Source organism: Lutispora sp., from assembly GCF_041687175.1.
GTDB lineage: Bacteria > Bacillota > Clostridia > Lutisporales > Lutisporaceae > Lutispora.
Genome location: NZ_JAWLCK010000084.1, coordinates 1 through 12,186, shown reverse-complemented (window position 1 = coordinate 12,186; position 12,186 = coordinate 1). Strand labels below are relative to the sequence as shown.

The window sequence follows — 12,186 nt, the reverse complement described above, 5'->3', positions numbered from 1 at the left end:
AAGGCGATAATGCCGCCTGCAATGCTTCGAAAATTCCCCACCCCAGTGGTGGGGAAAAAGAAGTTGCAAAAGTGGGGAAAAAGTACTTGCAAAAAACAGCTTGATTTTTCTGCTGTTCTTTTTTGGATCTATTATGAAGGAAGTGGATGTTAAGAGAAAAATACTATATTATTTTAATGTTGTTGCTTTCTTTTTTCTTTTTATTACATCATCTACTACCATTGACTTAGTTCTTTCAAAGAAATTAAGACTTGACTATACGAAATGGTTCTTAATTATTGGATATCTAATTATAACTATATTATTGCTATTTATTGGTCCTTGGTATAGAAGTATAATTAATGCGGTGATTATATTTGGGTATATGTATATTTTTGTTAAATATGTTAGAAAAGAATAGTAAGAATTAGTATCTTCTATAGTGCGGTCAATTTCATATTAAAATATGAACTATCAGGGGGGATAGTTTTGGGATGTACATCTGATTTCTTTGAAAAAAAGAAAGGATGGTCATTTTTAAAGGATAGGTTGATAAGCTGTTATCTTGTTCCATATACCAGTAAAATACTGACTACAAAAAAGCCACTGATATTCATTGATTGTTTTGCTGGTAAAGGCAGATTTAATGATGGGCACGTTGGATCGCCTATAATAATTGCGGAGAACATCAAAAAGTATCTGGAAAAGGAGAATAACTTCAATAAAAGCATTAGTGGGATTTTTATAGAAAAGAAATATATATATGAGCTTCAGGACAATCTCAAGCAATATAAAAACTGTAAGGTATGGGGCGGAACTTTTGAAGATAATCTGGAGGAGATCCTTGCCCTTGATGCCTCAAACAATCTATTTATTTATATTGATCCATATGGGATAAAAAGCCTGGATTTTAATAGGTTTAAGAGCTTGCAGTGTAAAAGGTTCAATACTTTGGAGATGCTCATTAACTTTAATACCTTTGGATTTTTGAGAGAGGCATGCAGAATTTTGAAATACGATAGCGTGCTTAAGGACTTCGATAGTGATGATGACTTTGAAATTGATCTGACAAATGATATTGATAATATGAATAGTATCGCAAACGGTGAGTACTGGCAGGATATCATATATGACTATAAGAATAGCCTAATCAGCATGCATCAGGCAGAGGAAATGTTTGCTACTGAATATAAAAAACGAATAAAACAGATATTCAAGTATGTTATTGATGTGCCTATAAAAGCCAGGGCTAAGAATATACCTAAATATAGGATGATATTTGCCACAAATAAAGATGATGGACTTATACTAATGACGGATAACATGAACGGCGTTTGGAAAGAGATAAGTAAAAAGGATGATTGTGGACAAATCTCACTCTTTGATTATTTTCCAGAGTTGGACACCTTAGAAAGCGTCTCTATTGAAGAGGAAATTATAAGCTTTTTAAAGGAGCAGGATAAGCCAATATCGCTGAAAGCCTTAATAGTACATATGATTGAGAAGCATGGTATCTCATTTAGGGAGAAAGATTATAAAGATGTATTAAGAAAAATGGAAGACAAAGAAATAAACATACTCAGAATTCCTGAGCATACAGAAAAGGGAAGAAAAGCTACTTCCCTGGATTATACTCTTTATGATATTAAGGTGGATTTAAAAGATGGTGTGCCTTTTAACCTGTTCAGTAACTTAAGCACCAATATATAGATTCTCCAGCGCATCAGCTACATAATCCAAATTTGGCTGAACGTAGATTTTTGTTGTGTTGATATCTGAATAGCCAAGTAAATAAGCAACCAGGACTAAATCTTCTTTTCTGTCCCGGACAAGCTTTGTTGCGAAATAATGCCTGAACATATGAGGGTGAATTTTATCAGTAAGTCCACATCTTGCTGCATATCGCTTAAGTAGCTTGTTTAGGCCGTCCTGTGCCAGAGAGCCTCTTTGTCCGATCCAGAGTTTTGATGTATGATGCATATCCACTGGTATGGATTCAAGGTATTCGTTGAGAGCTTTTCTCACATCGGAATTCAGGGGTATGTTTCTGTACTTGCCTCCTTTGCCGTCTCGCACAATAAGCATGCCTTTCCTATCACTCAATTCTATGTCATCAATCTCCAGTGAAATTAGCTCAGAGGCTCTGATGCCGGTGTTCAGAAGAAGCTCTACAATGGCGATATCTCTTTTTTTTGCTGCCTTATGGACCTCGCGCCTGTATTTATTCATTTCATTAGTACTTATAATTTCAGGAGCTGACCGTAAGCCTTGAACCTTTATGAATTTGAAGTCTTTGGCAACATCAATGGGCAGATGATTTTCCGAATAAAGGTAGTTACAGTAAGATACAACTGAGTTCATTCGCTGAAGTATTCCGGCTGCGGAATACTTTTTTATGTTTAGTAAATAGCTCTGGTATTCTCTCAAATCCAATGCAGTAATTGCAGATTGAGTAGACTCGCCATATCTTTCATTAAGCCAGTTAAGAAATTTGTTTACGTTATTTGAGTAAGCTTTTATTGTATTTTCTTTTTTATTATTCTGAAAGAGAAAATGTCTATATTTATCTAACATACTATCACCTTTGCTTAGATTGCTTTACATACAGTAATTGTACCTTCTTTAATATGGTATTCCTTATTGTTCTTCTTACAAAACTCTATTACTTCATTGCTTAATTCATTAAAGAACTCTTTATAGCCAGGGTATTTTGTTACTTGTGAGTTGTAGTTCAAGCGTCCATAAATAATCTTGTCTACGAAGTCTATAGCATTCAGTATTTCGCTGAAATTCTGGTCAACTATGTTTGGAGTCGGATATGGTTCAATACTTACCCATGTCTTTATGCCAGCTTTATGCAATTTGTATAGGCTGTTAATTCTTTCGAAATACGGAGCTGCATAGGGTTCGTATTCCTTTCTGAATTCTTCCTTAAGTGATATAAGAGTTATGCCGTACTCATTTTGATTGCCGAGATGCATAAGTTCTTCCGGAAGTACACCTTTTGTCAAGGCTGTGCATTTTATCTCGGATTCATTTAACCTTTTTATTATTGCTATACTAAGATCGCAAATTTCCTTATAGTTGTACATAAATGGATCGGTAGTAAAACATAAATGAACGTGTTTTATCTTGCTCTTATACTTTGGGATCTCCTTTTCAAGTAACGCCAGTGCATTACCTACAATTTTGGGCTCCAGCCAGTCAGCATAATCCTTTATTACACCAAATCGTTTTTTTAGCATCATAGCATAGCAGGGATAAAGGCATCCGTGTGAGCAACCTTCTACATGGTTGATAGTATAATCTCCATACTCTACATCAGTTTTATAAAGTAAGGATTTTCGGTCTATTACATTCATTCAGAACCCTCCTTAAGAAATCGATATTATATAGACAGTTTTTTGTCTGATATTATAATCAATTCTTAGTAAAATTATACCATTGACTGCAATAAGTGTCTATATAATTTATATTATATAGACACTTAATAAATAATTTCAAAGCCTGAAAATGTGTGATAAAATTGAAATAAAGATAAAGCTTACCAGGACTTGAGTTTTATCCTACAGTCATGGGTAAGAGCTGTTTCCTGTTGGACATCAAAGTGTCCATATGCTTATAGAATTGCCAGCAGGATATTCTGGAATCTGCATAATTAAAAAGGGGGAAGTAGTGTATGAGATTTACACTTGTTTTTGAAAATAATCAAGAAGGAGTAGGTGCTTCCTATGAGTTGATTTTTGCTCCATGTCCAGTATTCACTCAAGGCGAGAACTGAATATTGAACCTAAATCCTCAAAACCCATACCTACAGGCTGGTAGTATTAACCGGCTTTTAGAGCAAGAAAAACTGCAGCATGTAAAGAAGTGTGTAATTATAGTACATTCCATAAGACATGGAGATATAGAAAGTCTGGAGTTGTTGAAGAAGGAATTAGAAAATAAAGAGATTAAATATAAAATTGTTGATTTCGGAGAGCTAGAATAATAGCTCTTTTTTTATAGAATTAGAATCAGTATGTCAACATCAAGGCAACATACTCCACGTGGATAGTGAGTTTATTTATCATAAGTCTTTACCGTTACTCAATAACCGTCTAAACGTCGTGCCCGTCATTGCGTTACCCAGATAAATACATAAATGTTGATAATAGACATAAAACTAAATTATAATAACTGTATTGATATATGAAGTTGTTAAAAACTTAAAGGAATGGTGAATATATGAGTAGAAAAATAGTTCTTTGCAGCATTTTATTGTTATGCATCTTGCTTGTCTGTTGCAGAGCAGGTACGGACAAAAGAGAGATAAGTGTACTTTCCCTTGAGGATATACAAAAAATATACAAAGAGGATGTTAATGGCACTTTTGTAAAGGCAGTTCCGTATAAAAAACATATGCTTGTGGAGTATAAAAAGGATAGCGCAACATATTATGATTGGTTCAACACAGAGACAGGAGACAGAGACTTGCTGCCGGTATGGGATACTAATGCAAGGTTAAAGATAATTCAGGACGAAAACAGCTTGCTTTTCATATCTGACGGTTTCCATATTCCCAGTGGCTATTCTGGCCCTCCTTTTCTGATATTATGTGAAAGAAAAAAAGAACAAATCGACTCTGTAGATGATTTTTTTGCTAGAAAGATAGATAAGTATTTCAGGATTGAAGAGTCTGTTGCATTTGGTGGAAAATCGGAAGCTAGAGTATCAGACATAAGAGTTACATTGACCGGAATTGAGCTATTGTTTGAAGCTGCTGATCCAGATAATCCCATGAACATGGCCTGGACTTTGCCTTTGCCCTATATGATGACCACTTATATTGAAGAGAAAAGTGAATTTCTTATTAAATTCCATAATACAGAGATTGACGTCAAGGCACTGAATCAAAAGCTTAAAACAGCGTATGAGAACCAATTTATTGCATCTGTAGAGGTTCTTGAAGAAAAACCTTCCTGTGTTATATCAATTCATTTAAAAAAGCTGGCGAAGTACTATCATTTGAGTGAGCTACGATTGTCTGAATATGGACTGCCAGTTGCAATATTGAGCTTTCGGAAAGAGATTGGGGATATGAACTACTAGATATGAAGTGTACAACAATGGTGTTTACAATAATTTACAATTATGCTATATTGTTCATAAGGTGTACACCCTAAAAAAGTAATGGAGGGACAAAAGATGATAAATTATAGAAAAGCCCTTTCAATATCAATTGTGTTGTGCCTTATATTAGCTTCGATTTTGCCAGTGTTTGGAGTAAGTAATAGCAAATCTGATAATAATATCCAAGAAAAATTTGAAAATGACCTTCGTGCCATTTATGATAATGAAGAAATGAAGGATGAAGAAAAGATCCAAAAAATTGTTGAAAACCTTTTTACTCTTAAAATTGAAAGCTACAGAAATAATATAGAATACAATTTGAGTATATTCTTTGATAATTCCAATGAACTGTCAAAAAATCTTAAATATTTTATAGATAAAGCAAAATTGGATATTGCTATTAAAGAACAAGCTAAGATAAAGATTTTATGGGATAAATATGATATAGAGTTTCTTGATATAAATATTAATAAAGAGCAAGCAGAGGTTAAAGTATATGTGGCTTATGAGTACCAAATGGAAGACTGTGATGATCCAAGTTTTGTAGGAACTGAGTATACTGTATCATTAGAAAAAATTAAAAGCAAATGGATTGTAATAAATATTAACTCTAATGATGCTTTCGATATAGCACATTTAGACTATGGAATAAATATTGAAGCACTACTTAATTCTCCATCTATGGATGAAGTAGAAACAATAGAAAGCATTGAAGCTAAGAAAGCATCTGTAAAAAAACAGGTTGAGAATGCTGTATTATTAGGTTTTATAGATACTCCATATACTCGTTCATCAGCAGTAAGTTATGCTAAAAAGTATGCTAGCTATAGTACCAGAAATAAAAACTTTTGGTATTATAACGCTACCAATGAAACTGATTGCCAAAATTTTGCATCTCAGTGTGTATGGGCAGGCTTCGGTGGTGTGGCTACAGATAGTACTGCAATCAATGGGAAAGCGTTTCCTATGCTCGATAATGGTCTATCCGGCTCCAGATCGTGGTATCATACAAGTAGTCAATATGGTACACCTACTAATTGGAGTTGGACTAGTTGTAATGGATTTAAGAACTATCTAGCCGCAGGTGGTTATGCTGTTGGTCCTTATGGGTATGAATATAATGGAGTGGCATATTCTAATTTAGGAGATGTTATACATGTAAAGTGGGATACTAATGGTATTAGGCATGCTATGGTTATTACTGGCTTTAAGTCTGGAAGTACCTATGGTAGCAGAACAAGAGATCAGATATATGTTTCAGCTCATTCCAGTGACCATAATAACGTACTTCTTACTACTATAGCGGGTGCTTCTGGTAATACCTTGTACACAGAAGCAATAGGAGGAAATCTTCAGTAATTGAAACATATGAGCTTTTAAGCTGGTTGCATAAGTGTCATTCAATGGGCGGGTTAATATACCTGCCCTTTACTGTTTTGTTGTAAAAGACAAATTAGATAGTTGACATAATAATCTCTAATAGTTTAGTGCCAGGGAAACCTCTGAAAAAGGTAAGCGATTAATAACCAGTTATCTTTACAAAAACAGCCTGACTTCAATTTTCTAATCGCTTGTAAAGGAGGAGAAATCCATCCCCCTCCCAATAGAGTGCTTTCATCCGATCCCGTCGCCTACCACAGAAGAGAAACAGGCTGTTTTGAAAAGGATTCAGTTGAAAGTTCTGCTGGACGATGGCAGCAAGGCCATCGATGGATTTCTGCATATCGGTATATCCACAGGCAATATATATTTGTTCTGCCCTTGAGATATCACCGAACATTTTGTAGTGCCCTTATGGTGTTCTCAATCAATGCTGCAGATGTGTTGTTGTAAAGCTCAAGCGTTACAGAGCCAAAACGTATAAGGATGCTAGGTGATGCTTCCTGCTTTTTGGCGCTGCTGTGACAGCCTCAACTGGAAAGTTCACCGGTACGATGGTGCCATTTCCTTCACTGAGAGATTGGAGAGCATTACAGGCAGCCTCTCGTACATGTCTTAACCAATAGTAGGAACTTTTAGGATTGATGTTGTGCTCTGCACACCATGAAGAAACAGTTTGGCCGCTGCTGCGGCTTCACTAGTATTCTACTCTAAACCTCCTTTGGAGTTTCTCTAGTTTAGTCGAAAAACTCTACAAACTTTAACTTAGAGCATTATCTCATATGCCTAGGTAAGATTCTATACACTGACTTATTAGACGCTTATGCTGTATCGATTGAGAATATGCTAAATAGATATGAATTGTTGTTGGATAACCTTGTGATTGAGACCTATCCTAAAAGTCTTATTCCTAACTGTTTGCTGAGAGTAAAGGTATTGTGACTGAGATTATAAGGAAGTTGATATTTATATAAATATATCAGATATATAAATAAAAGGTAGTATGTCAATTAATCATATAACAATATTGACCATAAATATAAAAATAAGGGAATATATGCTTGTTTATGTTAAGATATGTATGGTAGCAACTATATGAAAATTAGACCTATGCAGTAAAAAGGAAACATTTAGAAAGCAATCCCTAATTTATAAAATTATAGAATCTAGGATTATCCTTCAACTGCGCAAGAGTATGCAAACTAAGTAAATTCAGTCTGGTATAGTTGGAAATACCATATAGTAATTCCAATGATTTCTATTCAATAGTTTCCCGTTGGATAATCTGTATAATTCTAAGAATCTATAAGTTATAAATATTATAATACAGAAACGTTTTATCTATGTTAATGATTCAACTTGGTGCTCATCAAAGTCCATAAAATTCTCTGATAATCCACGTATTCATAGTTCTACTTATGTTCTCCTAAGAAGTCGGAACCTCTGCGTTTGCCTCGGTTACAAGTGAGTTTTTAATATTAAATTGAAAGGAGGATATACATTAAAAGTACATAAGTTAATACAAAAGTAATATGAAACTGCAGAAAATAAACATATCTAATTATGTAGAACTGCAGTAAAAGGAGGAGAAAGATGAAAGCTAAAAAAATATCTCTTATTCTTATTGTAACTGTTATACTGATATGTACATCTAGTGTGGCATATGCGTATACCTTAGGTTCATCAAATTGGAAATATACAGATGGTTGGGTATCGTTTAAATGGGGTAATAGAGTTACAACTCCTGGAAGTGTGGCGAGAGAGGCATTTGAAACAGCTAGAGATAATTGGAACTATTATCAGTCTTACGCAGTGTTTGTCTATGAAGCTGATTCTGTAAATACATTTAATACCTATTCTGTAAGTTCGTCTAATGAGTTTGGATATTGTAATATCCAAAGGTCTGGTTCAGATATGATACAATTTTCGGCTATGATTAATGTAGGAAATACAAATTTTACTACGGATACTGTTGCACCATCAGCTGCGGCACATGAACTAGGACATGCTTTTGGACTTGGTCATAGTAGTGTATCAGGATCAGTTATGAAGGTAATAACTATACCATGTTTTACAGAACCAAACAGCGACGATATAGCTGGAATGAAAGCGATATATAACTAAAGGAGGGATTAAATTGAAAAAAAGATACAGTGTATTAGTTATGATATCTTGTATAGTTTTAGTAACAATAATTACTATTAATTTAGTTGCTAATACTACTGACAATAAAATTAGTGCTGGTGAAATACAGGAAAACGTTGAGTTATATTATCCTACCGCATATGAAGTTAGTGATTTGATAGAAAACTCTACTTATGTTGTTTCTGGGCGTTTCGGTAAATTTGTCACATCATGGAATATGGCCAGAAACCCAGATAATATTAAAGAGGAAGACCCAGATTATTATATAGAAGGTAAGGTATATGAGTTTATAGTAGATGATTGTTTAAAAGGTATTTTAGATGACAAAAAGGAAATACTAATTAATCTCCCATATGCACACGGCGATGTGATTGATGAGGAGTACATAGAACCAGATGAAAATGAAAGTAACATATTGTTTTTAGATTATGACGAGAATTCTGGCTATTATTATCCTGCGTTAGAACCATATAATTTTGTACTTAGCGATAATGACTTATTTGTTAAGACAAATAAACATGAGGTGATGAAGAGTTTTAATGCAGGAAAAGAACTTAATCTTAACAATTTGAAGATAAAATTAAAAGATAATTAAAATATATTAACATGGAATAGTAAGGTGCCAGCCTTTTAACTGTGTGTCCCGCAAAGCTGGACCGTGCTAGCCGGTGAAAATCCGGTTCCGGTAGTCGCCAAGGAGCCGGATAGCAAATACCAGTGCGTCGCAGAAATGCGGGGTGCCAAGCGGTAGGATAACGTATCAGCAAATTAGTCAGGGCAAGCAAGAATGCTGGTTGTAACTTAAAGTGAACTCTGCCGCATCGCAAGGTTACGTGCCAGCCTATTAACTTGTTAACTAATTAAAAGATTTGAATGAGACCTAAGTCAAAAGCTTAGGTTTCTTCTTTATTCGGGAAAATTGTGTGGTAAAGTAGTTAACAGGCTGGCACCTAATCTCAAGAAGCTAAACTTCGACGGCAGCATACCTTCGGGTAATATACAAAATGCTCAGTTTACAAACAGCAATGCCGGTACAGGCAGCATGTCCGGATATGACATCAATGTAAAGACGAACTACAACAGTAATGGCACAGGCAAATACCGGATATATCTGAGAGTAAAGGACAGCAATGGCCTATGGTCTGACGGAGGTACTGACTCTACTACACCTCCTGCAGACCTAAGCAAATATTACAGCATGAACTTTGAAGTGGACAGCCCTCCGAGGGCAAGCTTTACTATCGAAAAAAATGTTAAAGAACCTACCGAAAAGCTAAAGCTAAAGGATACTTCGGCAGCTACAGGAACCTCCGGACTTGCACATTGGCATTGGATAGTGAAAAAGCTTAACGCTGATGGCAGTGTACCAACAGCAATTCCGGTGCAAGTGGCTACGATATCAATGTAAAGACGGACTACAGCAGCAATGGTGTGGGAAAATATCACATATACCTAAGAGTTATGAACGGCAACGGGATGTGGTCAGATGGAGGCACCAGTAGTACATACAATATTACAAGCATGTTTACAAGAGATATTGAGGTCAAGTATGCCCTGGAGATAAAGAATGCCGGAATAAGCGGGTACTGGAACCACTGGAGAGGGCAAATAGACATGTTCGGCAAGCAGCTTACCAATGAACCGCACCGTTTCTTAAGCTTGGAGAAGGTTCGCATCACAGCGGATATAATTGGTGGAGCTGACAAGGTCGTAATACGCTTCAGTCCGGAGCTGGAAGCTATGAATTTTACCGCCCTATGGGAAACGTATATAGCTATTATGAGCAGCTGGGGTATGTAGTCAGCTTCCCCCAGGACACCACTGTTACGCTTAATCCGGAAGTGATAAACAATAGAGTTTCATGGGAGTATATACTCCCCCTGGCGCCTAGTACAGTAGATTGGGAGGATGTAAGGAAGAGAGCCCCATACAGCATGACAATCACAGCATGGAAGGGTGGCCATTCGGTCAGCTATACGATAGCTGACATTGACATCACCGGCAATACGTATAATTTGATTTATATACAGCCTGCTAAGTAGGCAGGGGAGTAGAGAGATATAGGAGTAATTGGGTACCGCCTGATTACTCCTATTGTTTTTTTGGGGGATGATAGACAGTTTGAAAACTTATAAGGTTGGATATTTGTGTACTATTAATAGCCGTTTATATAGGGACTATTCCTAAAAATGTAATTTTGCTGTAATATTAAAGATTAAAATAAAGAAAATACAAATATAAAGGGGGATAAAAATGGTTGCAGGTAGAATAAAAAATATTCAGAGAAGAGTAGTAAGTGTTGTTTTATGCTTTATCTTGGTATTTGGTACAAGTATAGATTGGACAGGTATGGGTTCTTCGGCTAATAAACATTTTGTACAGTTCGGGATAAGTGAGGTTAAGGCTGATTACAATGGAGAGCCAACATACATAAAAAATATTGGGGGTAAAGATTATGTAATCCAAGTATTTAAAAGTTCTGGTACATTTATAGTTCCTTCAAACATAACAAGTATTGATGTAACCATTGTTGGCGGTGGTGGGTCAGGTGCTTCTGGAACTGATTATGGAGACGATGATTATATTGGCGGCGGTGGCGGCGGCGGTTATGTAGTGAATCAGTATAATTTAACAGTTACTCCCATGAGCACAAAATCAATCACTGTAGGCTCAGGTGGTAGCTCATCTAAGTTTGACACAATTACAGCAGCTCGTGGTAACAATGCTTCAGGATCTCGTGGCGGTACAGGAGGAGCTGCAGGTGGTAATGGTTCCACCAGTTATAGAGGTTATAACGGCCAAGATGGAACAAAAGGAGTCGATGATAATTATTATGGTGGTGGCGGCGGTGGGGGAGGTGTAGGAAGTACTTCGGGATATGGTATAGGTTCAGATGGACTTGGAGGTGGAGGTAATCCGAACACTGGCGGCGGCGGATCCGGTGGAGGAGTCACGGGCGGTACATATCGCAGGGGTGACACTGGGGGGTCCGGAGTAGTTATAGTTCGCTGGTTGGCCAATGTAAACCCAACACTTAGCGTCACAACACCCACAGCAAACAGCATATATAGTGAGGTATCAGGATATAACACAATATCACTTACCGGTACAGTATCGGATCCGAATACAGGAGACATAATAACTACCAAATACAACATAGACGGAGGCACAACCCAGACTGTAAGCGGAACAGTCACAACAAGCGGCAGCTTTACAACAACCAGTATTAATGCTGCTAATCTTGCAGAAGGTGCACATACATTAAATGTGTGGGCGGTGGATAATCAAGGATTAGCCTCTACAACGGTATCCATACCCTTCAAAATAGACAGAACAGCACCGGTGCTGGGGACAGTAACAGTAACCGCAACAACCAACAGCATAAAAATAGCAGGTTCAGCAACAGATGCTATGGCAGGACTCCCTACAAACAAATACCAATACACCCTTTCAACAAAGCCTGTTGTTGCCTGGACCTCTGTTGCATCACAAACTTTTACAGGACTAACTCCCAATACCCAATACACAGCCAAGTTCGAGGCAAAAGATGCGGTGGGACATATCTCATCA

At 36.5% G+C, this 12,186-nt stretch carries 12 protein-coding genes and 1 pseudogene; 9 read left to right on the top strand and 4 right to left on the bottom strand.

Annotated elements, in window-relative coordinates:
* The first annotated feature begins 468 nt into the window (after nt 1-468).
* A complete protein-coding gene (gene tcmP, locus ACESM9_RS11360; protein ID WP_372998489.1) occupies nt 469-1,689 on the top strand; it encodes a three-Cys-motif partner protein TcmP in 1,221 nt (406 codons plus the stop codon).
* Here the strand turns inward: tcmP and ACESM9_RS11355 are convergent.
* Complete coding sequence (locus ACESM9_RS11355) at nt 1,672-2,553, bottom strand: tyrosine-type recombinase/integrase (RefSeq protein ID WP_372998486.1); 882 nt, start codon at nt 2,551-2,553, stop codon at nt 1,672-1,674. The two genes, tcmP and ACESM9_RS11355, sit on opposite strands and share 18 nt — an antisense overlap.
* Nucleotides 2,554-2,567: 14 nt before the next feature.
* A complete protein-coding gene (locus ACESM9_RS11350; protein WP_372998484.1) occupies nt 2,568-3,341 on the bottom strand; it encodes a radical SAM protein in 774 nt (257 codons plus the stop codon).
* Between the two features lie 422 nt (nt 3,342-3,763).
* Between ACESM9_RS11350 and ACESM9_RS11345 the strand changes: the two genes are divergently transcribed.
* The 3 genes from ACESM9_RS11345 to ACESM9_RS11335 all read left to right on the top strand — a co-directional run bounded on the left by ACESM9_RS11345 (nt 3,764) and on the right by ACESM9_RS11335 (nt 6,450).
* Nucleotides 3,764-3,970 carry a hypothetical protein gene (locus ACESM9_RS11345; protein ID WP_372998481.1) on the top strand — a complete coding sequence of 69 codons (207 nt, stop codon included), beginning with the start codon at nt 3,764-3,766 and terminating at the stop codon, nt 3,968-3,970.
* 236 nt (nt 3,971-4,206) lie between these two features.
* A complete protein-coding gene (locus tag ACESM9_RS11340) occupies nt 4,207-5,070 on the top strand; it encodes a hypothetical protein (RefSeq protein ID WP_372998478.1) in 864 nt (287 codons plus the stop codon).
* Between the two features lie 96 nt (nt 5,071-5,166).
* Nucleotides 5,167-6,450: an amidase domain-containing protein gene (locus ACESM9_RS11335; protein WP_372998475.1), complete on the top strand. Its 1,284-nt coding sequence runs from the start codon at nt 5,167-5,169 to the stop codon at nt 6,448-6,450.
* A gap of 196 nt (nt 6,451-6,646) precedes the next feature.
* Here ACESM9_RS11335 and tnpB read toward each other — a convergent pair whose 3' ends face one another.
* Together tnpB and tnpA are read right to left on the bottom strand one after the other, a co-directional pair.
* On the bottom strand, nt 6,647-6,784 hold the full coding sequence (gene tnpB, locus ACESM9_RS11330; protein WP_372998492.1) for an IS66 family insertion sequence element accessory protein TnpB: 138 nt from the start codon (nt 6,782-6,784) through the stop codon (nt 6,647-6,649).
* Nucleotides 6,785-6,860: 76 nt separating this feature from the next.
* Nucleotides 6,861-7,162, bottom strand: a pseudogene (tnpA, locus tag ACESM9_RS11325) (IS66 family insertion sequence element accessory protein TnpA); the annotation flags it as partial.
* Nucleotides 7,163-8,064: 902 nt separating this feature from the next.
* On the opposite strand from tnpA, the gene ACESM9_RS11320 reads away from it, so the two are divergent.
* The 5 genes from ACESM9_RS11320 to ACESM9_RS11300 form a co-directional block, all read left to right on the top strand.
* On the top strand, nt 8,065-8,595 hold the full coding sequence (locus ACESM9_RS11320) for a matrixin family metalloprotease (RefSeq protein WP_372998472.1): 531 nt from the start codon (nt 8,065-8,067) through the stop codon (nt 8,593-8,595).
* A gap of 13 nt (nt 8,596-8,608) precedes the next feature.
* Nucleotides 8,609-9,211 (top strand): hypothetical protein, encoded by a 603-nt coding sequence (locus ACESM9_RS11315; RefSeq protein ID WP_372998470.1) that lies wholly within the window; start codon nt 8,609-8,611, stop codon nt 9,209-9,211.
* A 324-nt stretch (nt 9,212-9,535) separates the two neighbouring features.
* Nucleotides 9,536-10,024 carry a hypothetical protein gene (locus ACESM9_RS11310; protein ID WP_372998467.1) on the top strand — a complete coding sequence of 163 codons (489 nt, stop codon included), beginning with the start codon at nt 9,536-9,538 and terminating at the stop codon, nt 10,022-10,024.
* Nucleotides 10,025-10,047: 23 nt separating this feature from the next.
* A complete protein-coding gene (locus ACESM9_RS11305) occupies nt 10,048-10,416 on the top strand; it encodes a hypothetical protein (protein WP_372998464.1) in 369 nt (122 codons plus the stop codon).
* 453 nt (nt 10,417-10,869) lie between these two features.
* A partial coding sequence (locus ACESM9_RS11300) for a glycine-rich domain-containing protein (RefSeq protein ID WP_372998461.1) occupies nt 10,870-12,186 on the top strand: 1,317 nt, incomplete at its 3' end.

Bases quoted from the DNA above. Each gene is read 5' to 3' on its own strand.
- ACESM9_RS11355 (WP_372998486.1), bottom strand. From the start codon at position 2,553: ATGTTAGATAAATATAGACATTTTCTCTTTCAGAATAATAAAAAAGAA.
- ACESM9_RS11350 (WP_372998484.1), bottom strand. From the start codon at position 3,341: ATGAATGTAATAGACCGAAAATCCTTACTTTATAAAACTGATGTAGAG.
- ACESM9_RS11340 (WP_372998478.1), top strand. From the start codon at position 4,207: ATGAGTAGAAAAATAGTTCTTTGCAGCATTTTATTGTTATGCATCTTG.
- ACESM9_RS11335 (WP_372998475.1), top strand. From the start codon at position 5,167: ATGATAAATTATAGAAAAGCCCTTTCAATATCAATTGTGTTGTGCCTT.
- ACESM9_RS11320 (WP_372998472.1), top strand. From the start codon at position 8,065: ATGAAAGCTAAAAAAATATCTCTTATTCTTATTGTAACTGTTATACTG.